Source organism: Marinomonas sp. (genome assembly GCF_039940335.1).
Classification (GTDB): domain Bacteria; phylum Pseudomonadota; class Gammaproteobacteria; order Pseudomonadales; family Marinomonadaceae; genus Marinomonas.
Genome location: NZ_JBDVGW010000005.1, coordinates 133,789 through 159,087 on the forward strand (window position 1 = coordinate 133,789; position 25,299 = coordinate 159,087).

The 25,299-nt window shown below is 45.0% G+C and carries 27 protein-coding genes; 19 read left to right on the top strand and 8 right to left on the bottom strand.

From position 1 onward, the window contains the following. Window positions 1-28 precede the first annotated feature (28 nt). The 9 genes from ABJF92_RS02630 (at window position 29) to ABJF92_RS02670 (ending at window position 8,061) form a co-directional block, all read left to right on the top strand. On the top strand, window positions 29-448 hold the full coding sequence (locus ABJF92_RS02630) for a rhodanese-like domain-containing protein (protein ID WP_446814299.1): 420 nt from the start codon (window positions 29-31) through the stop codon (window positions 446-448). 17 nt (window positions 449-465) lie between these two features. Next, entirely contained in the window at window positions 466-720 is a 255-nt protein-coding gene (gene grxC / locus ABJF92_RS02635; RefSeq protein WP_446814300.1) for a glutaredoxin 3, read from the top strand. A gap of 60 nt (window positions 721-780) precedes the next feature. Then, a complete protein-coding gene (gene secB, locus ABJF92_RS02640; RefSeq protein WP_445976700.1) occupies window positions 781-1,260 on the top strand; it encodes a protein-export chaperone SecB in 480 nt (159 codons plus the stop codon). Window positions 1,261-1,493: 233 nt separating this feature from the next. Further along, window positions 1,494-3,170, top strand: coding sequence for a hypothetical protein (locus tag ABJF92_RS02645; RefSeq protein ID WP_446814301.1), 1,677 nt, complete (start codon window positions 1,494-1,496; stop codon window positions 3,168-3,170). Between the two features lie 50 nt (window positions 3,171-3,220). Continuing rightward, a complete protein-coding gene (locus ABJF92_RS02650; protein ID WP_446814302.1) occupies window positions 3,221-3,835 on the top strand; it encodes a penicillin-binding protein activator LpoB in 615 nt (204 codons plus the stop codon). Window positions 3,836-3,837: 2 nt separating this feature from the next. Continuing rightward, window positions 3,838-4,866, top strand: a complete 1,029-nt coding sequence (locus ABJF92_RS02655) for an LPP20 family lipoprotein (RefSeq protein WP_446814303.1) — start codon at window positions 3,838-3,840, stop codon at window positions 4,864-4,866. 142 nt (window positions 4,867-5,008) lie between these two features. After that, complete coding sequence (locus ABJF92_RS02660) at window positions 5,009-5,194, top strand: RSP_7527 family protein (protein ID WP_446814304.1); 186 nt, start codon at window positions 5,009-5,011, stop codon at window positions 5,192-5,194. 216 nt (window positions 5,195-5,410) lie between these two features. Further along, window positions 5,411-7,177 (top strand): EAL domain-containing protein, encoded by a 1,767-nt coding sequence (locus ABJF92_RS02665; protein WP_446814305.1) that lies wholly within the window; start codon window positions 5,411-5,413, stop codon window positions 7,175-7,177. An 80-nt stretch (window positions 7,178-7,257) separates the two neighbouring features. Continuing rightward, a complete protein-coding gene (locus ABJF92_RS02670) occupies window positions 7,258-8,061 on the top strand; it encodes a UDP-2,3-diacylglucosamine diphosphatase (protein WP_446814306.1) in 804 nt (267 codons plus the stop codon). Between the two features lie 6 nt (window positions 8,062-8,067). On the opposite strand, the gene ABJF92_RS02675 is transcribed toward ABJF92_RS02670, so the two are convergent. Continuing rightward, window positions 8,068-8,730, bottom strand: a complete 663-nt coding sequence (locus ABJF92_RS02675) for a 3'-5' exonuclease (protein WP_446814307.1) — start codon at window positions 8,728-8,730, stop codon at window positions 8,068-8,070. After that, on the bottom strand, window positions 8,731-10,596 hold the full coding sequence (locus tag ABJF92_RS02680) for a DUF294 nucleotidyltransferase-like domain-containing protein (protein ID WP_446814308.1): 1,866 nt from the start codon (window positions 10,594-10,596) through the stop codon (window positions 8,731-8,733). 262 nt (window positions 10,597-10,858) lie between these two features. Between ABJF92_RS02680 and ABJF92_RS02685 the strand changes: the two genes are divergently transcribed. The 10 genes from ABJF92_RS02685 to fecE all read left to right on the top strand — a co-directional run bounded on the left by ABJF92_RS02685 (window position 10,859) and on the right by fecE (window position 20,250). Then, window positions 10,859-11,875: a TRAP transporter substrate-binding protein gene (locus ABJF92_RS02685; RefSeq protein WP_446814309.1), complete on the top strand. Its 1,017-nt coding sequence runs from the start codon at window positions 10,859-10,861 to the stop codon at window positions 11,873-11,875. 81 nt (window positions 11,876-11,956) lie between these two features. Continuing rightward, entirely contained in the window at window positions 11,957-12,514 is a 558-nt protein-coding gene (locus ABJF92_RS02690; protein WP_446814310.1) for a TRAP transporter small permease subunit, read from the top strand. Further along, window positions 12,507-13,823 (top strand): TRAP transporter large permease, encoded by a 1,317-nt coding sequence (locus ABJF92_RS02695; protein ID WP_446814311.1) that lies wholly within the window; start codon window positions 12,507-12,509, stop codon window positions 13,821-13,823. Before ABJF92_RS02690 ends, ABJF92_RS02695 begins: the two co-directional genes overlap by 8 nt. Window positions 13,824-13,902: 79 nt before the next feature. After that, complete coding sequence (locus ABJF92_RS02700) at window positions 13,903-14,403, top strand: gluconokinase (protein WP_446814312.1); 501 nt, start codon at window positions 13,903-13,905, stop codon at window positions 14,401-14,403. 222 nt (window positions 14,404-14,625) lie between these two features. Next, window positions 14,626-15,621 (top strand): gluconate operon transcriptional repressor GntR, encoded by a 996-nt coding sequence (gene gntR, locus ABJF92_RS02705; RefSeq protein ID WP_446814313.1) that lies wholly within the window; start codon window positions 14,626-14,628, stop codon window positions 15,619-15,621. Between the two features lie 92 nt (window positions 15,622-15,713). After that, window positions 15,714-16,604, top strand: coding sequence for a Fe(3+) dicitrate ABC transporter substrate-binding protein (locus tag ABJF92_RS02710; RefSeq protein ID WP_446814314.1), 891 nt, complete (start codon window positions 15,714-15,716; stop codon window positions 16,602-16,604). A gap of 31 nt (window positions 16,605-16,635) precedes the next feature. Further along, the gene (locus ABJF92_RS02715; RefSeq protein ID WP_446814315.1) at window positions 16,636-17,526 is read left to right on the top strand and encodes a Fe(3+) dicitrate ABC transporter substrate-binding protein; all 891 of its coding nucleotides are present in this window, start codon (window positions 16,636-16,638) and stop codon (window positions 17,524-17,526) included. Then, complete coding sequence (locus ABJF92_RS02720) at window positions 17,523-18,524, top strand: iron chelate uptake ABC transporter family permease subunit (protein WP_446814316.1); 1,002 nt, start codon at window positions 17,523-17,525, stop codon at window positions 18,522-18,524. The genes ABJF92_RS02715 and ABJF92_RS02720 overlap by 4 nt, the downstream gene beginning before the upstream one ends. Beyond that, a complete protein-coding gene (gene fecD, locus ABJF92_RS02725) occupies window positions 18,524-19,480 on the top strand; it encodes a Fe(3+) dicitrate ABC transporter permease subunit FecD (RefSeq protein ID WP_446814678.1) in 957 nt (318 codons plus the stop codon). Before ABJF92_RS02720 ends, fecD begins: the two co-directional genes overlap by 1 nt. A 2-nt stretch (window positions 19,481-19,482) precedes the next feature. Next, window positions 19,483-20,250, top strand: a complete 768-nt coding sequence (gene fecE / locus ABJF92_RS02730) for a Fe(3+) dicitrate ABC transporter ATP-binding protein FecE (RefSeq protein WP_446814317.1) — start codon at window positions 19,483-19,485, stop codon at window positions 20,248-20,250. A 1-nt stretch (window position 20,251) separates the two neighbouring features. Here fecE and ABJF92_RS02735 read toward each other — a convergent pair whose 3' ends face one another. From ABJF92_RS02735 to ABJF92_RS02760, 6 genes are all read right to left on the bottom strand, one after another. After that, on the bottom strand, window positions 20,252-20,812 hold the full coding sequence (locus tag ABJF92_RS02735; RefSeq protein WP_446814318.1) for a cysteine hydrolase family protein: 561 nt from the start codon (window positions 20,810-20,812) through the stop codon (window positions 20,252-20,254). Then, window positions 20,812-21,174: a hypothetical protein gene (locus ABJF92_RS02740; RefSeq protein WP_446814319.1), complete on the bottom strand. Its 363-nt coding sequence runs from the start codon at window positions 21,172-21,174 to the stop codon at window positions 20,812-20,814. Before ABJF92_RS02740 ends, ABJF92_RS02735 begins: the two co-directional genes overlap by 1 nt. A 67-nt stretch (window positions 21,175-21,241) precedes the next feature. Beyond that, entirely contained in the window at window positions 21,242-21,883 is a 642-nt protein-coding gene (locus ABJF92_RS02745; protein WP_446814320.1) for a response regulator transcription factor, read from the bottom strand. Window positions 21,884-21,924: 41 nt separating this feature from the next. Further along, a complete protein-coding gene (locus ABJF92_RS02750; protein WP_446814321.1) occupies window positions 21,925-23,268 on the bottom strand; it encodes a cache domain-containing protein in 1,344 nt (447 codons plus the stop codon). A gap of 120 nt (window positions 23,269-23,388) precedes the next feature. Continuing rightward, complete coding sequence (locus tag ABJF92_RS02755; RefSeq protein WP_446814322.1) at window positions 23,389-24,678, bottom strand: TRAP transporter large permease; 1,290 nt, start codon at window positions 24,676-24,678, stop codon at window positions 23,389-23,391. 33 nt (window positions 24,679-24,711) lie between these two features. Continuing rightward, the gene (locus tag ABJF92_RS02760) at window positions 24,712-25,251 is read right to left on the bottom strand and encodes a TRAP transporter small permease subunit (RefSeq protein WP_446814323.1); all 540 of its coding nucleotides are present in this window, start codon (window positions 25,249-25,251) and stop codon (window positions 24,712-24,714) included. Window positions 25,252-25,299: the final 48 nt, after the last annotated feature.

Genomic DNA, 25,299 nt, shown 5'->3' on the forward strand with positions numbered 1-25,299 from the left:
GGCAGTTTTAATACAGGTCTTAACTATTATGATGAATCAATTTCTTGAATTTTCGATGAACCACTGGGAAATGGTAGCTGTTTTTTTCGCTATCCTAGCCACTTTACTATTTGTTGAGAGCAAAGGCGGCGCTCAAGGTGTTAGCCCATCGACAGCAACCACCATGATCAACACTGATGATGCAATTGTGGTCGATATTCGCCCTGAAAAAGAGTTCAAAACTGGACACATTACTGGCGCAAGAAATGTTCCAGCGACAAAAATCAAAGATCAATTGTCTAGCCTTGAAAGTTACAAAGACACCCCCATCATTTTAACTTGTAAGACTGGTATCAACGCTGGTACGAGTGCGAAAGAAATGAAAAAAGCGGGTTTCAATAAAGTATTCAAATTACAGGGTGGCATTGCTGAATGGCAATCTTCTAACATGCCTCTTGTAAAATCTTAAGAGGGTTAGATTTCGCCATGGCAAATGTCACAATTTATTCAAGTAATTACTGCCCTTTCTGCATTAGAGCAAAACAGCTTTTGAGTTCAAAAAAAGTGAAATTTCACGAAATTAATGTAGATGGCAAACCTTCTGCACGTGCAGAAATGACTCAAAAAAGTGGCCGCACTTCCGTCCCACAAATCTGGATCGACAATCTTCATGTTGGCGGTTGTGATGAGTTGTATGCGCTTCAACATGCTAATAAACTGGATGATTTACTGGCCAAGTAATCGCTCTAATGAGCACTTGGGGTAAGGTCGAATTATTTATATAACACTATAGGATAAATCATGTCTGACACGACGACTGCAGCAACAGAAACACAAGAACAGCAAGCGCCACAACTGTCTTTACAACGTGTGTTCTTAAAAGATATCTCTTTTGAATCACCACGTTCTCCAATGATCTTCCAAGAAGAGTGGAAACCTGAAGTTGGCTTAGAACTAAACACTAAAAGCCGTCAGGTTGGTGAAAACGTTTATGAAGTCGTCTTAGAGATTACTGTTAACGTTAAAAACGGCGACGAGCCAGCTTACCTAGTAGAAGTACAACAAGGTGGCTTGTTTGTCATTGCCGGTCTTGATGACCAACAACTACACCACGCGCTAGGTGCTTTCTGCCCAGCGACACTTTTCCCATACGCTCGTGAAAACATCGATGCGGTGGTTGTAAAAGGCAGCTTCCCAGCAGTATTGCTAGCGCCAATAAACTTCGACGCTTTGTACCTAGAAAGCTTACAAAAGCAGCAAGCAGCTCAAACTGAGCAATAATACGCAATAAATAGCTTGATATAGAATCCAAAAGGGGACTTTGTAAGTCCCCTTTTTCATTGCTGCACATATGGGGTACAGTGTGTAAAGTTAGGTTAAGGTAAGACCCATGAAAAAACGAAAAAAAACCTGCTCCTATTGCCTTAAAGTAAGATGGTTCGTACTCTATCTAGCTTGCATAGCTCTGATTGGGTTATTGGTTGCAAATCGATTTTTAAGCTAAGGAAGCGGACGTGAAGCAGGCGGCACTTTGGATTCTAATACTTTTCCTGACAGGTTGTTCAACCTATCAGCAAGACATAGAAGAAGGACTAACGTTAGCCCAAGAAGGCGATTGGCATGAAGCTGAAAGCCAGCTCGAAAAAGCGCTTAGTAGCAAACAAGATCAGCTACTTTACTATTTAGAAATTGGCGCCTTGGCACAGAACCAAGGCGACTACGAAAGAAGCAACACGCTTTTGGAAGAGGCAGAAAAACTCAGCGACACATTCTTCCAAGAAAACTACAGCAATCGGGCCTGGGCACTGCTGACCAACCCAAGACAAAGTGACTATCGCGGCACGGGCTTAGAGCGCGTGTATATTAGTTACTTAAAATCCCTCAACTACATCGCCCTTGCGAAACAAGCCAAAACCTCGTCGCAAGCTTTAGTTTTACAGGATGCCGCTCTTGTCGAAGTACGCCGTATTGAACTAAAACTTAATGAAATCAAAGCCCAAACTCCGAGTTATCAAGATTTAGACGATGCAGATAACCAAGCCTTTTACCTCAAAGCACTTAGCTGGTTAGGGGATTTTTATAAAGGCGGACGTAATACCGATAAATACCTTTACCGTGATGATGCCTGGGCTCGTTATATGGAAGGCCTACAATATGAGCTGCAAGCAGAATACGACGATGCACGCATTAGTTATCAAGCAGCAGCCAACCTCTATGAAGCGGGTTATGCCCAGCAATACAGTCTCGCAGATTTAACCACTGAAAGAGCTTGGCTAGACACCATTCGGATGATGCAAAAAACAGGCTGGGGTAGCGATGAAATACAGCGCCTAATCGATACCAAGCTTTCCTCTAGCATGCAACAAAAGCTCAACAGCTACCAAGCCGACAGTGCCGAAATTGTCGTACTTGAGCATCAAGGCTTTATTGAAGACAAAAGCGAAATGACCTTGTTGCTCAGTGCTGACCCACGCAGCTACTCTTTAGTATTACAGCCGCTACACGGTGGCAATAACATTGAGCAAAACGACTCATTTCGTTGGTTTACCATGGCTTATGCGGACATCAGCCCGTTAAACCTTATCGCCAACTATAAAACCGGCGGCGCCTGGGGCAGTCTTTCTGGTTTATTTACCAAGCGCGTCATCTTGGGCAGCGGCATCTGGCGACAGCTGCAAGATATACACATAGAGAGCTTGCTCTCCCAATATCCAGTGCGAGTCACCGTACCTTTTTATCGCCGTTTCCAATTAGATAACCACCAGCCTAGCTTACGTTTGTCCGGGACTCTTTCGAATCAAGAAGAGTCCAATACTTCCACAATAAGAATGACCTCTCTGTCTGATATCGCCTTACAAGAGCAACTGGCCTACGCCCAAAGGGATATTTATGAGGGGCTATTACGAGAGCTTATTCGTAGCTGGCTAGCTTATCGCCTTGCCAGTAGTGTTCAAGACAGCACCGCAAGCTTATTATTAAGCCTTGCAGGACAAGTGGCGGTTTTTGCATCCTCTGCCGCAGATACCCGAAATTGGCTAACCTTACCGGCACAAATACGCTTAACTCGTGTATCGGTGCCCGCTGGAGACTACAATCCAGAATACAGTGTGAACAGCAAACAATTTAACCTAGGTGAGCTCCACCTTAAAGCGAATCAAATTGAAGTTTGGAACTTGCGAAATCCTGATTAAGCTTTCAAAATTAATCGCCTTCTTTAGGCATAACGAATAAGGAAATAGACATGAGTATCCCAATGTTTGGTAAGTTACAATGGAAAGGCCTGCTTGTTATGGTCATTGCTACCACATTAGTCGCCTGCTCCAGCGGAAGTGTGAAGCGCTTAGATAACAACGAGGAAGTCGCCCTATCGGATCGCTGGAACGATACGGACTCTCGCTTAGTCTCTGAGGAAATGATGGGCGACATGCTTACCTTCCCATGGTTCCGTGACTACAACTTCAGTCAAAAAGGTAACCCAACGGTTATCATTCAAACCATTCGCAACAAGACCGCAGAGCACATTCCTGTTGATACCTTCATCAACGATATTAAACGTAGTCTACTGCGAGCAGGTAAAGTGGACTTTGTTGTCTCAGGAGAAGAACGCGAAGAAATTCGTAATGAGCGTGAAGAGCAAGAATTGAATGCCGCACCAGATACGGTTGCGAAATTCGGCTTAGAGCAAGGTGCTGGGTTCGCGCTATCAGGTAGTATTAACTCTATTGTTGACTCAAATGGCGATCAACGTGTGAGCTTCTATCAGGTCGATTTGAAACTGATTGATATGACCACTAACCGCGAAGTATGGAATGGTCAAAAGAAAATCAAAAAACTGGCTGATAAGGGATTCTTTTAAGCATGAATACCTACAACCACCAGATACCCATGTTTAAATCTTTGTCGATCATTGCTTTGGCTATGGGTCTGGCGGGTTGTTTTGGCACAAATAGCCAATCAAGCGGTAACACGAGCGCTGAAGAAATCCCAGACTGGGTGACATCACCGCCAAAAAGCAGCACTTACCTTTACGGTGTGGGCAGTGCCTCACGTATCGAGAACCTTGCGCTGGCGTTCACGCAAGCGGAGCAAAATGGTAATGCTCAAATAGCTCAACAGCTACGTACCCAAGTAAGCCAGGTGAATACCCAAGACATTCAAGTCAATTCATCCGGTAATGGTGCAGAAGATGTAAGAAAGACCAATACGGCTTACACCCGTGTCAGTACCGCTCCGATTGAGTTAGAACAAGCTGTGAATGAACAGAGGTTTGCTGGAGAGCAGTATGTGTATGCCCTCCAGTCGGTTGATCGTTCACGTATTGAGTCCCGCCTACAGCAAAAAATCATTGAGCAAGACTCGCTAATTCGCCAACAAGCCAATCGTCTGAACCCCGGCATACAAACCCAAGATTGGTCCACTTACATGGGGTTGATCCCACTTTTCGCACAGCGTAATTCCTATCAAAGTGAGCTCAACCTTTACTCCACCAACCATGATATTCAAGGGCAGGCCGCTACCGATATTCGTGATATTGAAACCCAGCTCAATGATGCTTTACTGAGCTTTGGTTTCGATGTCTCAAACAGTGAACAAGCAAGTTCATTGGCAAGCGCCCTGTCTGGCTTTGGCTTTACGCCCAAGGCCAATGGCGTCTTCCAGTTGCAGAGTAAGACCCAGCAACATAACGAAATCCAGAATGGCCGCTATTACGTGTTTGAAGAGGGAACGCTGGACCTTATCGGCCCAACAGGTGAACATTTAGCCTCTTGGACCGTCAGCGCCCGAGGCATTGGCAAGAACCAGTTGCGAGCAACAGAGCAAGCCTCAACCGCTTGGTCGACTCAAGCTGTAGAAGCCATGTTTCTGTGGTTAACTCGCATAGACTAGGCGCTAAGTCGTTTTCAAGGTGACAAATAAAATAGGTGAATATTTCTCACCATTCGATTGAATATTGATCGTTTGTGGTTTTTATAGGCAACTCTTAATATTAACCACATAGACGATATTTAACCGAAACAGGAGATACACCATGAACAACGATTTAAAATATGACGAATTTGGCAACTTAGACACTGACTACTATGTAGAACAAGCTTACGCTATGCGCAACACTTACTACGCTGAAGCGATTAAGTCTGCAGCTAGCCGTGCAAAAGCATTCTTTTCTAACCTTGCAAACATTCGTTTTACTCAAACCCCAGTACACTCTAAATAATTATTAGTCTTTCTCCTCTCTGGAGAAAACTAAGATAGCACTCGTTACCGAAGATCTAAGGTTAAAATAACAATACAGATCCGGTTACGGGCTAGCCATTCAACACCAGCCCTTTTATCTACCTTTACATTACAATCCTCAATCTGCCATTAAACTGTCACAAATACGCAATAAACTGGTTACCTCTTCAATTTAACTAGTCGTATATGGGACATTATGAATCAAGAAAGCCTATTAGATTTGCTGAATCGCATTCTTAAAGATGGATTAGTCACCCCATATTTTCAGCCTATTTACGATTTAACCAATGGCAAAATTCACGGTCATGAAGCCTTATCTCGCGGCCCAAAAAACTCGCCTCTGTTCTCTCCCGAGCCATTATTTAGCCTTGCGTTAAAGGAAGGTAAATTACACCAACTAGAAATATTGTGCCGTAAGAAAGCTATTACGAAATTTTCGACTCTGGCCTTAGAGGGACTGCTATTTTTAAATGTCAGTGCTTCCTTGCTGTCTTCCCCAGACCACCAATCAGGTATGACGCTCGCCATTCTAAATCAGCTGGGTCTTGATCATAAGAAGATTGTCATTGAACTGTCCGAGCAACACCCCTATGACCACAATGGTTTGTCTCGTAATAGCGTTGATCACTATCGTGAAATGGGCTTTCAAGTCGCAATTGATGACCTAGGGGTCGGCTATTCGGGTTTGCAGCTGTGGTCTACATTACAACCAGACATAGTTAAAATAGACAAACACTTCATTAAAGATATTGATAAAGATGATATTAAGCGGGCATTCGTTCAATCTATTGTCACCATTGCCCAGCGCCTAGGTTGCACCTTGATTGCAGAGGGCATTGAGACACAACAAGAACTCGATCAGCTGCTCGAAATTGGTGTTAAATATGGGCAAGGTTATTTCTTGGGTCGCCCTTGTGAGCACCCAGATTTCCATGAAAACAGTTACCTAGCGAAGCAAGCTCAGCGCCGCACACATTTCCAAGAAGATTTTGGTGAGTCTGTGCTGTCTTTGTGTAAAGCAACCCCTGCGATTACTTTAGACAGTGAACTAATCGACGCTTCTCGATACTTCAAACAACATGGCGATTTATTTGCTATTCCAGTGCTGTCTGAAGGCAGCCCTGTGGGCGTGATTCGTCGCCACCAATTGCACGAGCTCTTTTCGACACCTTATGGCCGATCTCTCTACGAAAACAAACCTGTAACTCATTTATTGAGTGATGAAATACTCATTGTTGAAAGTAACACAAGCCTTTCGAGCGTTTCTGCGTTACTCACCAATCAAGAAGCCGACACCATCAGCCACGAAATTATTGTGGTTAACAATGGCCAGTATGTGGGCACAGGTCATTTAAAAGACCTACTGAAACGTATTACCGAATTAAAAATTCAGACCGCTACTTACTCCAACCCATTAACCTTGCTACCAGGTAATGTCCCCATCCATAAGGATGTAAGCCGTCGCCTATTGGCCCACGGACACTTTCATGTGGCCTATTTTGATTTGAATGACTTTAAGCCCTTTAATGATTTTTTTGGTTACGCGAAAGGCGATATGGTTATTCAGCTGCTGGGCTCCTTAATCAAAGACATCGTCAGCTTAGAGCGTAATTTTATCGGTCACATTGGTGGCGATGATTTTGTGGTAATTTTTGAGTCGGCCGATTGGCGTCAGCAATGTGAAGAAATTTTGCGACAATTCTCCCAGCGCATCCGCGAATTCTACCCAAAAGAAAATCTCAAAGAAGGAGGTGTGTGGAGTAAAAATCGTCATGGGGATATCGCCTTCCACCCTATTCTCAGCTTAGCTATTGGCGTAGTAAACCCAGACCCAAGTCTTTATCAAAACCATCATGATGTTGCGGAACTCGCGGCGTTAGCCAAAAAGTTCGCAAAACAAAATGGGGGCAATTATCTGTATCTACACAAAGAAAACACCAGCACGAATCAACTCAGCGCCTAGTGTTATAGAACTGTCACAAAGCCCACACCTGATTGTCATATTTTCCCCTTAGCCTAAGGCTATAAACTTAGGAGGCAAGTATGCAAACGACCTTTAGATCTGTGTTTATTTCTGATGTTCACCTTGGCACAAAAGCCTGCCAAGCAACTCATTTGTTGGATTTCCTACAAAATATTCAGACCGACACATTGTATCTGGTTGGCGACATTATTGACCTTCAAGAAATGCGTCACAAAGCCTATTTTGTAGAGTCCCACAACAAGATAGTCGAGCAGATTTTAGCCATGGCGAAATCGGGCACCAAGGTAATTTATATTCCCGGAAATCATGATGCCTTCTTCCGAAAGTTTGCGGGGCAAACGTTGTCTGGGATCGATATTCGACTTAACGTTCGCCACCAAACCGCGAATGGTCGAACCTTCTATGTTAGCCATGGCGATGAGTTCGATCAAATGGTGAAAATCAGCCCACTGATGCTGGCCATTGGTGACCGTGCCCATGGGCTTATGCTGTCGTTGAATCAATGGATCAATGGCATGAGGCGTTTTATCGGTTTGCCATACTGGTCTCTAGCAGGCTACCTAAAAAGCCACATTAGCAAAGCCAAAGAGTTTATCGAGCGTTTTGAAACTGCAGCGTTAAAGTCTGCTAAAAACCAGCAGGTAGACGGGTACATCTGCGGCCACATCCACTTTGCTTCTTTTCGCATGAAAGACGAGACGCTGTATTGCAACGACGGTGACTGGGTAGAACACTGTACGGCACTAACAGAATCCAAGGCGGGCGAGTTAAGCCTATTACATTGGTCAGAACAACCAAAGATCATTGCCACCGAACCTGCACCACAGAGCTGGGGCTTTCAACCCATCCCCAATCGCGGTTAGCCCCTATTAGCTTGACGTCAGCTTAGTTTGACCGCCACCTAATTGATTCAAGTCTTGTAGCTGGCAGTCTTTGCCTTGATAAGCCACTTGCGCCAACAAAAGTTCTGCGGTCGCCAAGGCATCCGTCAAGGCATCATGACCTTGATAGTCAGGTAGCCCATAACGCTCTCGGCATTTGCCAAGGCGAAAACCACCTTCTTGAATAGGTTGTTGGGCACGGTGTGATTTATGCCGCTCTATAGCTAGGGTATCTAGCCATACCAAAGGAAAAGGCGCTAAGTTTTCCGTCTTCCAGCCCTGTTTCAAAAAGCTCAATTCTAAAGGGGCGTGATGCATGACTAAAATTTTCCCCCGCAGTAAGTGTCGCAAGTACCTCAACACACTGAGCTGTTTCTTACCTTGGGACTCTATGTCTTCATCCGTAATAAGATGAATACCTATCTGACTAGACACATCTGCCGCTTCCAAGAGAATATGACGGGCACTGTCTAGATCAATCCGGCCATTCCGAATACACACCCAACCTACACTGACAATATGCCCTTGTTTGGCATCCAGGTGGCTGGTTTCCATATCCAGCACAAGATAATCCCACTCAGACCAATGCTTCTTAGCCGACTGCCAATAGTGATATTTTTGCTGAAGTGTTTGCCAAACATAGCCCAACATCTAGCTGTAACCTCTTAGAAAGTGCTGCTGAGCCACTTCTTGAGCCTCACTAATGATGCTAAAGGTGGTTTTCAAATGCTTACGCTCCAAGGAGCTAAGCGCTTTCGGATCAAGATAACCACTGGCGCTGCCGTTTTCTTGCCAAGCGCGGCGCTGCGCGTCCAAACGCAGATGATTTAACTCGTTCCACGCATCCATCAAACTACGAGCTACCTCTTGGCTTAGGTGTTTCTCCCGCATGGCTTGCGCAATACGCTCTAGGGTCGAAGTACGGTAGGTCGTGCAGGATAATCCATAGAGTCGTCCTAGATCGTTAACCAGTGCCAAGCCTTGGTGTTTTAAATCTAGCTGATTTTTATGCTCCCCCGAAGACTCCAAAACGAAGTGACGGAAAAAACCCAGCGGGGGCTTAGCTACTAAAGCGCTGCGGGTCAAAGTGGCCAAAAACAAGCTATTTTTAGCTACCTCTCGTTGCATCTCTGCCACCAATTCTGCCACATGGCGTTCATCCCCATAAATGCAACGTATATCGAAAAAGATACTGGCGTGTAGCAAAGCGCTAGGAGCACTGCTGGTTATCCATTGGCGAAATGTCTGCTGCCATTGGTCTTTAGACATTCTCCACTTAGGGTTAGACGCCATGATATTGCCGGGGCAAGTACGTATGCCACAAGCAGCCAAGCCCTCACAAACAAATAGTCCTAAGGCACTAAAATACTCCGCTTCTATTTCGTTAGGGGGGCGCTCTAACATCAAGCCATTATCCTGGTCACTGCCCAGAGATTGGTCTTTGCGTGCTTGGGAGCCAAATACCAAAAACTGAAACCCCATAGGCGCAGGGCCTAGCTGGTCGATTGCCAGTTCTATCAGGCGTTTGGTAAGGTTATCGCTCAAGGTCGCTAACACCTTGCCAATGTCCGCAGGCTTCATATCGGTGACGATCAAGTTAACCAGTAACGTTGGCCATTGCTGACAGACTCTCGCCAAACTCTGCACATCAGTTTGACGGTTAATCTGGTTGATTAACAACAGCGGGCTCAATTCCTGATGACGCAATAAATCTGCCGCCGTCAGCAAGCCGATAGCGCGTTGCTGTGTATCGATAATGGGTAAGTGATGCACGTTTTGCTCACTCATTAGAATTTGCGCATGCATCACCAAGGCCCCACTGGGCAAACAAGTGGGTTGAGTCGTCATAATCGTTTTTACCGGCTGTGAAGCATCGCCTGCCAGTGCCAGCACTCGAGACCTTAAATCCCTATCCGTCACTATGCCGAGTAAACGTTCTTCTTCGATCACCAGAATCGAGCTAACCCTAGCTTGGGTCATTTGCTGAGCAACACACTGAATGGATGCCTCTGCCCCAGTCTGTATCAATTGCCGAGTCATAATATGATCAACGGCAATGGATAATTGTAATGTTGGTGAAGTGAGATTGGTTTTTAGACTGCGGGAGAGTTTTCGTAGACGATTATGACGGGTATGTTCAAAGAAAATCGCAAAGGCTTCATTCTTTTCCAATGTCTCAGTAAAACGTGTCTTATCTAAGCGATACACCAGACTGTCTTCTAGGGCCACAACGTCAAGGTTATCAGGGTTCTGAGCCATGGCACTGGACACTCCAAAGCACTCTCCATCAGCGATTTGATCCACCAGCACGCCTTTGGCGGTGCGAATTTCACAAGCGCCTCGACGAATTAAATGTACCGTCGCGTCCTCTCCTTGCAAAGGAACTATCTGCCCTTGGCGAACATAAGTCATAGAAACAGCGCGCAATAAATGACTGCATTCGAGTGCCGACAAACTGGAGAAAGGTGGAATCGTCGTTATAAATTTTTGCACTTCAGGAATGTCTAACGCAGCCATATTTTTCCCCTATCTTCTTATTGTTATTCAGTGTGCACTTTTATCCGACAGAAAAAAATGCTCTTTAGACTAAGGTCTAGCTCGCCAAACCAGAAAAAGAATTCTTTATATATCAAGCAAGTATAGAAAAGCCGCAAAAATTGCAACGTTATCTATTGACGGCAGCAAAAAGTTACCGGTAACATTGCGCTTAGTTACCGGTAACATTACACTGTAACAATTAACTATTTCCTAAAAAGAATAAACATCAGGAAGACATATCATGAGCAAATTCAGCACCGCACTTCTTAGCACAGCCTTGGCTGGCGTACTTTCTACTTCAGCATTTGCTGCCGATTACAAATTCAAATTTCAATCCTCTGACCCAGCGGGCGATAAAAACTTTCAGGTACAGAAAGAATGGGCCGAGCGTGTAGAAGTCATGACGGGTGGTCGAGTTCATATCGACCTACTACCAGTAGGCAGTGTTTTCAAACATACTGAGACATTAGACGGCATAAAACTGGGTATTCTGGACGGCCATATCACCGCGACAGAGTTCTTTTCAGGGAAAGATCCTGCGTTCGGCCTAATCGGCAACACTGTTGGAGCTTGGTCAAGCACCCAGCAGCTTTTACAGTACGTTAACTATGGTGGCGGCTTCGAGTTAATGACTGAGTTGTACGCCCCTTACGGTGTTAAATTTATTGGTGGCTCAACAACAGGCGTAGAGTCTTTTGTTTCTCGTGTCCCTCTTAATGGAGTTGAGGATCTAAAAGGTCTAAAACTGCGCGCACCAGAAGGCTTGGTTCAAAAAGTTTTTGCTGCAGCGGGCGCTGCACCGGTTAACTTACCTGGCTCTGAAGTGTTCACTGGTCTTAGTAAAGGCGTTATTGATGCTGCCGACTACACGGTATTCTCTACCAACCAAAAAGCAGGCATGAATGACATTGCTACGCACCCAGTACAGCCTGGTTTCCACTCTTTGCCATTAATCGACATTTCAATGAGCCAAAAGAAGTGGGATAAATTGCCTGCAGATATCCAAGAAATCTTAACGGTTTCAGTACGAGATTTTGCTAAAGATATGACAACTCAGCTTCGCATTGCTGATCAAATTGCAGTGAAGGCAGCGCAAGAGAATCCAAACATTACGGTCCACGACTGGTCCGCAGAAGAGCGTAAAAAGTTCCGTGCTATTGCCCGCACCCAGTGGGAAGCGTTCGCGAAAAGCTCTCCAAATGCGCAAAAAGTCTATGACTCTATTACCAACTACCTAGAAGCAAACGGCTTACTATAAGACCTCGCGCTTACTAATAGGCTTTTAAACCACGCAAAGCAGGTGCCTTACCCCCACCTGCTTTTCACTGGACCCCTGACTATGAAAGACCAAAACCAGCCAACAGAAACTGACCCTGCAGAGCAACCAAGGAACCTTTTAGATAACGCTATCTTTAAACTTGGCAATGCTTTGAGCTTACTTTTCATTGTGACCGTGGCGATATCATTTTACGAAGTACTGATGCGCTATGTGTTTAATGCGCCCACTATTTGGGTGCATGAGACAGCCTCCTTTTTAGGGGGCTGCTTATTCGTTTACGGTGGTATTTATGCCTTATCCATCAATAAACACGTTCGCGTGGTACTTATTTATGACCTAGTTACAACACGGACACGCCGCTGGCTAAATGTTTTCCATCATATTATGGGGTTATTTTTTTCAGCTTTGTTGAGTTGGGCGGCCTATCAAATGGTGCAAGATTCTTGGTTTTCACCCTTTGGAGAAATGCGCTTAGAAACCTCCGGATCTGCTTGGAACCCTGTCTTTCCCGCGCTTGTTAAAGGCATGATTTTCCTCACATTAAGTGTCATGTTTCTACAATTTTGCTTACACCTTATTCAAGAAATCAACGGCCTAAGGAAAAATGACGATGTTTGATTTATCCGCAATGGGCATAGGTTATGGCAGTCTGCTGATGCTAGGCTCTATGATTCTATTACTGCTGACTGGTATGCAACTGGCCTTTGTTACTGCATTAGTTGCTTTAGTTTTTGCGATCGGCTGGTTTGGCGTTGGGGCGCTACCACTTATCACTAGTCGTTTATACGCCTTTGTTGGCGGTTATGTATTTCTCGCCGTGCCCATGTTTGTGTTGATGGCCGCACTACTTGACCGTTCTGGCATCGCTAGAGACTTGTTTGATGCCATGAAGGTATTTGGCCGTAAACTGCGTGGTGGCGTGGCGGTACAAACCCTAATGGTTGCGATTGTGCTAGCGTCTATGTCTGGGGTAATTGGTGGCGAAACTGTACTGCTAGGTATTCTGGCGTTACCTCAGATGCTGCGTTTAGGTTATAACCGCAAACTCGCCATAGGCACCACTTGTGCCGGTGGCGCATTGGGTACCATGCTACCGCCTAGTATTGTGCTTATTATTTATGGCTTAACCGCTAGTGTGTCCATTGGTGACCTCTTCAAAGCCGCTTTTTTACCGGCTTTTATTCTCGCTCTGGCTTATATGGCCTATGTGCTGATTTTGTGTCGGATTCATCCAGAATATGCACCTTTACCAACGGCAGAAGAGTTGGCAGAAGATAAAGACATAAACTATTTCAAGGCACTATTCTTCCCTTTGCTTACCGTCATTATGGTACTTGGCAGCATCTATGGCGGTGTTGCTTCGGTTACTGAAGCTTCTGCTCTTGGGGTTGTAGGTATTCTTATTAGTGCAGCAATTCGTGGTGAACTTGACTTGGCCATGCTAAAAGACAGTGCCAAAGCCACCATGAACACCTGTGGCATGATTATTTGGATCGGCATAGGTGCTACCGCTCTGGTGGGTGTTTACAACCTAATGGGGGGGATCGACTTTGTTGAAGAACTCATTCTATCGCTAAGTGGCGGCAGTGTAATGGGCACCATTTTGATCATGATGGTCATCCTATTAATACTGGGTATGTTCCTTGATTGGGTAGGTGTCGCACTCTTAACAATGCCGATTTTTGTACCCATTATCACGGGGCTAGGGCTCGACCCAATCTGGTTCGGGGTTGTATTTTGCTTAAATATGCAGGTTTCTTTCTTATCCCCACCATTTGGTCCAGCTGCTTTCTACTTGAAGTCCGTGGCCCCCAAAGACATTAGCTTAGGTGAAATCTTTAGCTCATTAATGCCATTTATTTGCTTACAGGTAATGGTCCTAAGCTTAGTGATTTTCTTCCCACAACTCGCTCTTTGGTGGAAATAACTTCTGTAGTTATCCCATTGTAGACAAACGACTGATGGATTAAACCTTGCCCATGGCAAGGTTATGAGGACGTGTTTAAATGAGTAAAAAAATTGTAGTATTAGGCGTTTCTGGCTCGGGTAAATCTTCCATCGGCCAACGTGTTGCACAAAGCCTTGGGTTAGCATTTTTTGATGGTGACGATTACCACAGCCAAGCCAACATAGACAAAATGAGCAATGGTATTCCGCTAAATGATGAAGACCGGAAAGACTGGCTCATCACCCTAAACCAGTTACTTAAGGATAACGATACGGCAGTTGTGGCTTGTTCTGGGCTAAAGCCTGAATATCGTGCTGCATTACGTGACGGTATTGATGAGCTAATCATGGTGTACCTAAAAGGCAGTATTGAAACCATTTGGCAGCGCCACCAGCAAAGAAACAGCCACTATTTCACTGGTCGCGACATGCTAGAAAGTCAGTTTGCGACGCTGATCGAGCCAACTGCGGACGAAGCCATTATCGTGGACATCGCTCAAGCGCCGGAGGCTGTATTAAAAGAGACCCTCGGAAAACTACAGACTAAATCAACACTATAAGTAATCCGGCAGGCTAATGATGACAAAGCCTGCCGAGATTATGCTTATTTGTAATCATTACAGCGTTTAAGCTTACTCCTCACTCGATTCCCACGCTTCTAACTTTTAACTTCCTTCTACTAAATCCTCCTAGTAAACATACTTTAGATGTCATTATTTTACTTCTTTAGCCTTGTGCACCGTGATAATGTTACAGGTAACAATTTAAGGATTTTTATTTTTATGAAAAAGAAACGCCCTACATTACAGGATGTTGCAGACCTTGTCGGGGTGACAAAAATGACAGTGAGTCGTTTCTTACGAAACCCAGATCAAGTTTCAGCCCCGTTACAAAAAAGTATTGCTCATGCCCTTGATGAATTGGGCTATATTCCTAACCGAGCACCGGATATATTATCTAAATCCAAAAGCCACTCCATAGGCGTATTGCTGCCATCATTAACAAATCAGGTATTTTCCGAAGTTATCCGTGGCGTTGAATCTGTTTTAGAACCCGCTGGGTACCAAACCATGCTAGCCCATTATGGTTACAGTAAAGAAGCGGAAGAAGCCCGCATAGTGACTTTACTTTCTTACAATGTTGACGGCTTAATTATTTCCGAAAGCTACCACACAGAGCGTGTGCGAAAAATGCTAAAGGTCGCGGGTATCCCAGTGATTGAGATTATGGATTCAGTTTCCCCTCCGATTGAGCAGGCCATAGGCATTGATAACCAAGCCGCCGCCTATGCAATGACCTCGCGAATGATTCAAAAAGGCCATGATAAAATTGTCTATTTTGCTGCACGCATGGACCAACGCACCCTGTTTAGGGTTCGTGGCTACGAGGCCGCTATGCATGATCATGAGCTTAAGCCGTTCTGTATGTCTACTGACAGTTCCTCTTCTTTCTCCTTAGGGGAGCGCTTTATGAAGGAAGCGATTGAACGCCACCCAGACACCAACGGCATCTTTTGCACCAACGATGACTTAGCGATTGGTGCGCTCTACGGTTGCCAGAAGGCAGGTATAAAGGTGCCTGAAGATATGGGCATTGCCGGTTTTCATGGCCACGATATTGCCCGAGTGATGACACCATTATTGGCCACCGTCATTACCCCCAGAGAAGAAATGGGGCGACTAGCCGCCGAGCACCTTTTAGCCCGCTTAAAAGGGGAAAAAGTGAATCAAAGAGTGATCAATCTTCCCTTTAAAATTGAGGAAGGGGAAAGCATCTAACTTTACAAACATCTGCTGGGTCATTGGCTGATATTATGGTTGATAAGTGTTATCATTCGTGTTTCCTATACCTTCTTAAAAGGACATTTCCGATGGTACGTTTGGCCCATTTCTTTCTTCTTAGTCTATCTTTATTAATATCTTCTTTTGCTAGTGCCGTCGAAGTACAAGACAGCAAAGGCACTTTCACATTAGATTACACTCCGCAACGTATCGTCGTTTTAGAGTTTTCATTTGCCGATGCTCTCGCATCAGTGGGTGTCAGCCCAATAGGTATTGCAGACGATAAAGATGCTACTCGAGTTTTAAAGGAAGTACGTGATGTCATTGGTGTGTGGCAGTCTGTCGGTACTCGTTCCCAACCTAGCCTAGAAACCATTGCGTCATTAAAACCAGATCTAATTATTGCTGACATTGAGCGCCATGAAAGTGTTTATGAAGAACTGCAAAAAATCGCCCCAACGTTGATTTTACCTTCACGCCGTGAAACCTATGAGGACAATCTAAAAGCGGCAGCCATTATCGGCAAAGTGCTTAATAAAGATCATCAAATGCAAGAGCGCTTAGCTGTACATAAGAAAACCATGCAAAGCTATAAAGAACAGCTTCCTCAAAGCGCACAACTGCAATTTACCGTCGCCAGAAAAGATAGCCTTTACTTGCATACTTCAGACTCATACGCTGGCGGTGTTATCACCGCATTGGGGTTAACTCAGCCAGAATTGGACTTGAGCGATAAAAAATCTAGCCGTCAGATTGGCTTAGAACAATTACTAGCCGTGAACCCTGAGTACCTGATTGTTGGCGAATATGTTTCACCAAATATTATCGACACGTGGCAAAGTAACCCTTTATTTGGTTTATTGAGAGCCTCTCAATCTCAGCATATTTATGCAGTAGACGGCAATGTGTGGGCGCGTTGCCGAGGAATTATGGCCGCAGAACGTATGGCACAAGATCTCGTCGCTCTTATTTCTCACTAGCGAGCCAACGATGCTTATAAGGTTCTCAAGCATGCTTACTATGTGGTTAAAGCGCTCTTTTCTACTTTTAGGTTTGATCGCCAATACAACAATGGCGGTGACGGTTAAAGACATGAAGGGAGACTTCACTTTAGAGTATGTGCCACAACGAATCGTTGCGTTAGAGTATTCGTTCGTGGATGCACTAGCTATTGTCGACATCAGTCCCATCGGCATCGCCGATGACAAAGATAAAACACGTATTCTGTCAGCGGTTCGCCAGCGCATTGCGCCATGGACATCGGTCGGCACGCGCTCTCAACCTAGCTTAGAAATGATAGCCTCATTAAAGCCTGACTTAATCATTGCTGATATTGGACGCCATGCAGCCGTGTATAGTGATTTGCAAAAGATTGCCCCGACCCTAATGCTTAAATCTCGGCATGATACCTATGATGGACACTTAAAAGCCGCCAGTTTAATCGGTCAAGTGGTTGGTCACGACGCCCAAATGCAAGCCAGACTGGCACAACATAAAGTAACCATGGCGAAAATATCACACCAACTTCCACAAGGTATAGAAGTCCAATTTGGCATTGCTCTTGACGATTATATGGCGCTACATCCCGGTCAATCTTATGTAGGTACGTTACTGCAAAGTCTCGGTTTTAAAACACCAACTATCGTCGCACAAGAATCCAGCTCGGTGCATACGGGGTTAGAGCAGCTCCTCGCGAATAATCCTGAATACCTCATTATCGGCCATTACCAGCAGCCAGACATTAGTACTAAGTGGCAACAAGAGCCTCTTTGGCAATTGTTGCAAGCCGTGCGCAACAAACATGTTTATCACATTGATAACCCGAGTATTTGGTCGCGCAGTCGTGGTGTACTGGCTGCAGAAGCAATCGGTCAAACCCTTGTTAGTTTATTAAAACCATGAAATTACCCCTACCTACTTATCTAGCCTACAGCCTGATGTTGGTGCTTTTATTGGTCGTGACGTTTCTTACCAGTCTCTTTACTTGGTCGAGCTTTCCTATCACCTTTAATGACGCTGTTTCGACACTTATCCACTTTGATGAACAGTCTATTGCTCAGCATATTATTTACGATATTCGTTTGCCAAGGGCATTGTTAGCGGCAACGGTCGGTGCTTGCTTGGCCGCCGCAGGCGTCATTATGCAAGGGCTTACCCAGAACCCTCTGGCATCGCCTTCGGTACTCGGCATTAATGCTGGTGCGGCCTTAGGCATGGCAACAGTCTCCACTATTTCGCCTTGGTTTGGCCTGCTAGGCACGTCGATGGCGGCCATGATAGGCGGCGGTATTGCATGGTGCTTAGTGATGGTGCTGTCGAGCGCCTGGCGAGTAGGAGATGATAATGGTCGCCTAGTATTAGCTGGCGTAGCGATTTCTGCTCTGTGTGCCGCCTTAACAAAAGCTCTCGTGATCATGGAAGAAGATCAAGCCTCTGCAGTCCTTTCTTGGTTGGCGGGCAGTTTCGCTAATTCTAGTTGGCAGCGCTGGTCTATGTTCTGGCCCATTGCCATGTTTGGTCTTATCGGTTGTCAGCTACTAACGCCTCGATTAAACCTCTTACAGCTAGGCGATGATAATGCACAAAACCTAGGTGTATCACTACTTTGGGTAAAGTTAGGTGGCAGTGTCTTAGTATTATTTTTAGTCGGTAGCTCTATCAGTGTCTCTGGCAGTATTGGCTTTGTCGGCTTACTCATTCCTCATATGGCCCGGCTCATTTGTGGACGAGATCATCGATATTTTTTGCCGATGGCGATGCTATTAGGTGCAATATTAGTAGTGATTGCCGACACGCTTAGCCGTGCCATTGTGTTTCCCCTAGAAACACCCGCTGGTGCAATTTTAGCGCTAATCGGTGCCCCTTTCTTTATTTACCTTGTTAAGAAGAGAACCGTGTGATGAACACTAAAGCCTTGCCTATATTGGTCTTATGCGTTTTGTCACTCTTCGTCGTCAACTTAATGTTTGGTGCTGTTTCGATTCCCATAGCAGAGCTTCTAGACGGCTTTCAGCCCGACAGTGCAAACTATTTTACCTTGCACGAATATCGTCTACCTCGAGCTATTATCGCCATGCTGGTCGGTGCAATGATGGCGCTTGCTGGCACATTGGTACAAGGGGTTATTCGCAACCCTTTAGCATCTCCAGATGTATTAGGGGTAAGTCACGGAGCAGGTTTAGCCGCTGTTGTTTACATGACAGTTTTTCCTGATGCCGATATTGGTTGGCTACCCGGTATTGCCCTGTTGGGAGGACTCAGCGCTGCGCTCATTCTTTGGTGGCTATGCGGGCAGCACAGTAGCGCCATTAAACTGGCCATTACAGGCGTCGCGCTAGGAGCACTGTATGCAAGCTGTGTAGATTTTCTCATGCTTGTGAAACCTTTAGAGATCAATAACGCCTTACTTTGGCTAACGGGTAGTTTATGGGGTCGAGGCTGGCAGCAACTCACGACCTTATTACCTTGGTTAGTATTAATACCCTTGGCCTTTTGGCTCGCTAAACCTTTAAATTTGATTGTACTGGGAGACGAAAGTGCGGTTAGTTTAGGAGTGAATGCTCACTCTTTACGACTCATTTCTTTGGCAACCGCCGTGGGTCTAACCGCGTCTTGCGTGGCTATTTGTGGTCCAATTGGTTTTTTAGGCTTAGTCGCTCCGCATTTGACTCGAAAACTCGTGGGCGGCCGTCACCAGGTTTTATTACCCAGTACAATGCTCGTCGGTGCAACCTTGTTGTTACTGGCCGATTTGGCCGCACGTACGATTGACCCACCGATTGAATTATCCGCGGGCATCATGACCGCAATTATTGGCGCGCCTTACTTTCTTTGGTTACTTTTTCGGACAAAATAGATATGTCACTTAGCATTCACCAACTTAACGTTGGCTATCAAGACAAAACCATCGTCAAGCAAATAACCTTGGACATTCCGGATGGTAAAATAGTGGCATTGCTAGGACCAAATGGCTGCGGTAAATCTACTTTATTAAAAGCCATCGCAAGAATTCTGACACCACAAAGTGGTGAAGTACGCTGGCAAGGTACAAACTTACATAAATTGCCTTCTCGACAATTGGCCACTCAATTGGCGCTTTTACCGCAAACCCAGCCAATACCTGAAGGCGTCAAGGTCAAAGATCTTGTCGCTTACGGGCGCAGCCCTTATACCGGTTTTTGGGGACGTTTAAACAAAAAGGATCACGTCATCATTCAACAAGCCATGCAGCAAGTAGGTGTCGATATTTTAGCTGAGCAATACGTCAGTGAGCTTTCTGGAGGACAAAGGCAACGTGTTTGGTTAGCGATGACACTCGCTCAAGACACACCTTATTTACTGCTGGATGAACCTACAACCTATATGGACCTCAACCACCAGGTAGAACTAATGAAGCTATTACGGCAGTTGAACCAAAAGGGAAAAACAATTATCACTGTTTTGCATGATATTAACCAAGCGGCTCGTTATTGTGACCACTTAATTGTTATGAGAGATGGAGATGTCGTCACTCAAGGCAGTCCAGATAGCGTGTTGACCCCAGAATTACTTCTGTCTGTTTTTAATGTGGATGCTCAAATACATACAGACCCAATTGCCAACACCCCTATGTGTATCGTTAGATAGCTTAAAACGCTTCAGCTGAGAGGTGTTTTATCGCCTGATCTTTGTGGATAATCTCGGCATATTCGCTCTGTAAATTGGCCAATGACATAGCGTGTACATCTTCTGCACTGCGTAACACGCCATTGAAATCCACTTTATCGAAAGTGAAACAAGCACTTGCTACCACATAGGTGTTAAAGCCTAAATTTCCTGCACTTCGCACACTCGCTTCTACTGAATTATTGGTACTCACACCCACCACAACCAAATCCCTAATGGCTTGCTCGTGTAACCATTGCTCAAGACCTGAATGGGTAAAAGCATCGGGTACAGATTTCTTAAGCACCTTTTCGTTTTCTAAGGGCACGAGGGCTGGCTGAAACAACACCCCCTCTTGCTCAGGCCAAAATAATGAGTGGGGGTCACGGGAATGATGGCAAACATGGAGGATAGGGGCTTGTTGCTGGCGCCAATGGCTAAGTAATTCCGCAATATCGTGTTCTGCATTAGGGTTATTTCGCTTCCCCGCCTGCGGCCACGACATACCTTGCTGCATATCAATGATCATTAGTAGAGGTTGCATCAGCTGTCTCCTTCGGTGGAAACCTTGAGCTTGTTGAGGGCTTTCTGCGTATTCCGCAATTGATAAGCAACAACAAGTAATGCCACCAGCATGATAAAAACAAAGCAGATGAGAAAATTAACCTTATCTTGCAAGGAGCGATTCTCTGCAACGTGTTCCGCTAAGCTTTGGTAGTCGCTTAATCGCGCAGTAGAAAGCTGTAATATGGCCAAACTGCGCTCAAGCTCAAAAACCGTCTCCGCCAAATTATCGGGTTCATCGGCTATGTTTTCATGAGGCAATGTTTGTTGGGAACTGCTCGCCTGTAGACTAAGACTAAATAGCCCGATGAATAGAGCAATAGCAACACGCTGAAACAACATAGCAGACTCCTTATCCTGATGAGTTACTTCGCCTGACATATCTCATAAAGCTAAGCTATTTCGACAACTAGTCTATCAACTGCTGTTCAATGGCGTATTTGACCAAGCCGGCTGAGGTATGTATATCGAGTTTGTTCTTAATGTTCTGACGGTGTGTTTCAACAGTACGCACACTAATGTCTAAAGCTTGGGCGATTTCTTTATTAGACAAGCCCATGGCCACTTCGGTGAGCACAGAGATTTCACGCTTGGTTAGCTCTTCCGCTTGTTGATTCACTTCCGTTGGGGAGAAGAGCGAAGCTGACGCCCCAGCACTAAAGTAAGTACCGCCCTGATGAACCGTGTTAATCGCTTGCACTAACTCTTCCGAGGACACGTCTTTTAATACGTAGCCATTGGCACCCGATTGTATGAGTGACAGTATGTATTCTTTGTCATTATGCATACTTAGCATGAGGATTTTCACATTGGGTTGTTCTGCTTTAAAACGCTTAGTCGCTTCTAAACCATTTAAAACGGGCATAGAAACATCCATCAAGATTAAATCTGGCGTTAATTCAGCAGATTTTTGCAGCGCTTCCAAACCATTGCTGGCCGTACCGATAATGTCCATATTATCTTCTAGCTCAAGGCGAGCTTGCAAACCATCCAACACCAAGGTGTGATCATCTACCAATAACACTCTTAATCTAGAAGACGCCTTTGACATAATGAATTCTCTATCGTTATTTTCAGGACTATACCCTACCATCAAACCGGAAAGGCTGCATAAATTCTTGTGCCCTGCCCTTTATTAGAGGAAACACTAAATTCACCACCAATCAACTCTAGGCGTTCACGCATATTGATAAAACCAATGCCAGGAGACGTTTTGCCCGTTTTATTTATGCCGACGCCGTTATCTTGACAGGTAAACTCAAGCTGTTGATTTGTTTGAGTAAAACTCAATACCACGAGAGTTGCCTGAGCATGTTTCTCTATGTTTGTCAGCGCTTCTTGCGTCAGTCGGTAGATAGACGTTTCCACCTCATCGGCCATCTCAAAGGCGACTTTATAGCGGTAGTCCACCTGCATACTAGTGCGCTCAGTAAACTGATCAATAAGAGAGCGTAATGCGGAATCTAACCCTAAATCATCCAGAATAGTCGGTCTAAGGTTGTGAGAAATCTGCCGCACCTCACCGATAGTTTGATTGATTAAATCGTTGGCTTTCTCAAGCTCTAATTGCACCGCTTCATCATCAATGGCTCGACGCAGTTTGTTGCCCGCCAACTCCACTCGAAATTTACAGCTGACCAATAACTGATTAATGCCATCATGCAATTCACGGGAGAAGCCACGCCTTTCATTAACCTGTAAACGCATAAAACGTTGCGCCATTTCATTAAGTCGGGTGTCTGCTAACTTATGCTCATGAAGATTGATCGCCACCCCGAGCAGGATAACCAGAACCACAGTAATCACAACGACAATCAACACACTGATAAAGCTACGCTGAATGTTCTCATTCATGGTTTGCTTGGTTTTTGCCAGCTCATCATAGACATCATCTAGATATAACCCCGTGCCCATCATCCAATTCCAACGATCAATAGACACTACGTAACTGATTTTTTCCTCTTGAGTCATGAGAGGTGGCTTTTCCCAGATGTAGCGGTAATAGCCGCCACCCGCTTGAGCAATACTGATTAAACCCTGGATAAGATGGTTGCCGCTACTGTCTTGGAAGCTCCACAAATCCTTACCCACGAACCCGGGAATCGTTGGGTGAACAAGGTTTACCCCAGACATTTCGTAGGCAAAAAAGTAACCGTCGTCACTGTAACGTAGATTGGTAAGCGTTTTTTTGACTTGCTGCTGTGCCTCTAAATCCGTCAGGCTGTCATCATCTAGTACTTGCTGAATAGCAGTTAACGCGATATCTACATGATTAATAAGCGCTTCTTTTTTCGCGTTAACTAAATTAAATTCGTAAATGGACAGCTCTTCTTCGGCCAGCTCTCGTGCAGATTGCAAACTGAGAAACGTAATAATGGATGTGGCCATAATCAGTGGCACAAGTGCTAACAAGAAAACCTTACTCTTTAACCCCACTATTACTATCCTCTTAAAGCACTTAGCAAAGCGTCACTTTACTCTGTCTGTGTCAAAAAACAAAAAGCGGATCATGATGATCCGCTTTAGTATGTCAGTACGATGTATTAGATCACTTTATTAACCCATGCCATACCAGCTTGGGAAGATCATAATACTGGCCAATACCGCGATTTGAATCAGGATAAACGGCGTTACCCCTTTATAAATATCGGTGGTGCGTATCGACTTAGGTGCCACCCCTTTGAGATAGAATAAACTAAATCCAAAGGGCGGTGTTAAGAAGGATGTCTGTAGGTTCATGGCGATCAAGATCGCGAACCATACCATGTTCACTCCTAACGCTTCCGCGACTGGTGCCAAAATCGGTACGATAATGAAAGCAATTTCTACGAAGTCGATAAAGAAGCCTAAGATCAAAATCGCGATCATCGCTAGAATGATGAAGCCCCATTTCTCACCCGGTAGGTTTAGCAATACTTCTTCTACGATGTAATCACCACCAGTATAACTAAAAGCCATAGAGAAGGCGGTCGCACCCATTAAGATAGCGAATACCATGGCGGTTACTTTGACTGTCTCTAGACCACTGTCGTAGATCATTTTCCAGCTAAACTGACCATAGATAAGGGCTAGAACAATCGCACCGACACCACCTAAAGCAGACGATTCTGTTGGTGTTGCGACACCTGTGAAAATAGAACCCAATACAATCAGTACCAAGGCAAGCGGTGGAATAATCGCTTTGAGTGCACTGCGAATCTGTTGCGCACGGGTTTCAGTATCATCTTCGTTTGGAATTGGTGGCGCCATTTCAGGATTCAAATACGTCAGAATCAAGATATAAACAATGTAACAACCAATCAACACCATACCAGGCATTAAGGCCGCTTGGAAAAGGTCACCGACTGGAATGCCTAATACATCACCAAGAATGATCAAGATGATCGACGGTGGAATGATTTGCCCCAGAGTACCAGACGCACAGATGGTGCCGCACGCTAATGATTTGTTGTATTTGTACTTCAACATTACCGGTAGTGAGATAAGCCCCATGGCGACCACACTTGCCCCTACCACACCGGTAGAAGCCGCTAGCAATGCACCAACTAAGATAGTCGAGATAGCCAAACCACCTCGTACACCGCCAAATAATTTACCCATGGCTTCTAGCAACTGCTCAGCCAACTTGGTTTTTTGTAACACTATGCCCATGAAGACAAACAGGGGGACCGCCATCATAACGGTATTTTCCATGTAGCTTTGTATGCGGAAAGGCATAAAAGCAAACATATCGAAGCCTTCGGCAAATACACCGAAGATCAATGCCACGCCGCCAAACGTAAAGGCCACGGGGAAGCCTAGTAGTAACAATACTAGGGCAACGAAAAACATAATAATGCCAATCATAAACAACCTACTCGCTGAGAATAAAAACTTGAATTAGTGCTGAATAGGGGGATGAGAGAAACCTTCTTCACTCACGCCTCGAATCACATTAATAGAGCGAATCAACATGCCTAAGCCACTGATCGCCATAGAGAAAAAGGCAAAAGGAATGACCGCCTTGATAATCCAGCGATAAGGTAATCCACCTGGATCGCCACTGGTCTCACCTAAAGCATAAGCCTCGTGGGCAAAACCAACACCGTAATAACCCACCAAAATAGTGAAGGGTAATAGGAAAAACACACAACCAAATAAATCAATCCATGCTTTACCACGAATGGATAAATTTTCGTAAATCAAATCGACTCGAACATGACCACCGTGCTGAATGCCGTAAGGAATACCTAACAAGAAGATGGCCGCATATAAGTGCCACTCCAGCTCCTGCATTGCAATAGATACGTCGTTAAACACATAACGCATAAGGACATCGTAAAAAACGTTAAACAGTAAAACGATGAACAGAACCGTGGAAACCACACCCAGTAAATTTGAAAAACGAGTAATACCTCGTTCTAGGTTAAGTAACACCATATAAAGCTCCTAGAAAATGATAAGGCGAGTCACAAATGTTTTGTGGCT

Coding starts and splice junctions, on each gene's coding strand:
- ABJF92_RS02700 (WP_446814312.1), top strand. CDS start 13,903: ATGAGTAAAAAAATTGTAGTATTAGGCGTTTCTGGCTCGGGTAAATCT.
- ABJF92_RS02650 (WP_446814302.1), top strand. CDS start 3,221: ATGAGTATCCCAATGTTTGGTAAGTTACAATGGAAAGGCCTGCTTGTT.
- ABJF92_RS02670 (WP_446814306.1), top strand. CDS start 7,258: ATGCAAACGACCTTTAGATCTGTGTTTATTTCTGATGTTCACCTTGGC.
- fecE (WP_446814317.1), top strand. CDS start 19,483: ATGTCACTTAGCATTCACCAACTTAACGTTGGCTATCAAGACAAAACC.
- ABJF92_RS02675 (WP_446814307.1), bottom strand. CDS start 8,730: ATGTTGGGCTATGTTTGGCAAACACTTCAGCAAAAATATCACTATTGG.
- ABJF92_RS02665 (WP_446814305.1), top strand. CDS start 5,411: ATGAATCAAGAAAGCCTATTAGATTTGCTGAATCGCATTCTTAAAGAT.
- ABJF92_RS02740 (WP_446814319.1), bottom strand. CDS start 21,174: ATGTTGTTTCAGCGTGTTGCTATTGCTCTATTCATCGGGCTATTTAGT.
- ABJF92_RS02695 (WP_446814311.1), top strand. CDS start 12,507: ATGTTTGATTTATCCGCAATGGGCATAGGTTATGGCAGTCTGCTGATG.
- ABJF92_RS02680 (WP_446814308.1), bottom strand. CDS start 10,596: ATGGCTGCGTTAGACATTCCTGAAGTGCAAAAATTTATAACGACGATT.
- ABJF92_RS02720 (WP_446814316.1), top strand. CDS start 17,523: ATGAAATTACCCCTACCTACTTATCTAGCCTACAGCCTGATGTTGGTG.
- ABJF92_RS02755 (WP_446814322.1), bottom strand. CDS start 24,678: ATGATTGGCATTATTATGTTTTTCGTTGCCCTAGTATTGTTACTACTA.
- ABJF92_RS02745 (WP_446814320.1), bottom strand. CDS start 21,883: ATGTCAAAGGCGTCTTCTAGATTAAGAGTGTTATTGGTAGATGATCAC.
- ABJF92_RS02735 (WP_446814318.1), bottom strand. CDS start 20,812: ATGCAACCTCTACTAATGATCATTGATATGCAGCAAGGTATGTCGTGG.
- ABJF92_RS02660 (WP_446814304.1), top strand. CDS start 5,009: ATGAACAACGATTTAAAATATGACGAATTTGGCAACTTAGACACTGAC.
- ABJF92_RS02710 (WP_446814314.1), top strand. CDS start 15,714: ATGGTACGTTTGGCCCATTTCTTTCTTCTTAGTCTATCTTTATTAATA.
- ABJF92_RS02630 (WP_446814299.1), top strand. CDS start 29: ATGATGAATCAATTTCTTGAATTTTCGATGAACCACTGGGAAATGGTA.
- ABJF92_RS02715 (WP_446814315.1), top strand. CDS start 16,636: ATGCTTACTATGTGGTTAAAGCGCTCTTTTCTACTTTTAGGTTTGATC.
- fecD (WP_446814678.1), top strand. CDS start 18,524: ATGAACACTAAAGCCTTGCCTATATTGGTCTTATGCGTTTTGTCACTC.
- ABJF92_RS02760 (WP_446814323.1), bottom strand. CDS start 25,251: ATGGTGTTACTTAACCTAGAACGAGGTATTACTCGTTTTTCAAATTTA.
- ABJF92_RS02690 (WP_446814310.1), top strand. CDS start 11,957: ATGAAAGACCAAAACCAGCCAACAGAAACTGACCCTGCAGAGCAACCA.
- secB (WP_445976700.1), top strand. CDS start 781: ATGTCTGACACGACGACTGCAGCAACAGAAACACAAGAACAGCAAGCG.
- grxC (WP_446814300.1), top strand. CDS start 466: ATGGCAAATGTCACAATTTATTCAAGTAATTACTGCCCTTTCTGCATT.
- ABJF92_RS02655 (WP_446814303.1), top strand. CDS start 3,838: ATGAATACCTACAACCACCAGATACCCATGTTTAAATCTTTGTCGATC.
- ABJF92_RS02685 (WP_446814309.1), top strand. CDS start 10,859: ATGAGCAAATTCAGCACCGCACTTCTTAGCACAGCCTTGGCTGGCGTA.
- gntR (WP_446814313.1), top strand. CDS start 14,626: ATGAAAAAGAAACGCCCTACATTACAGGATGTTGCAGACCTTGTCGGG.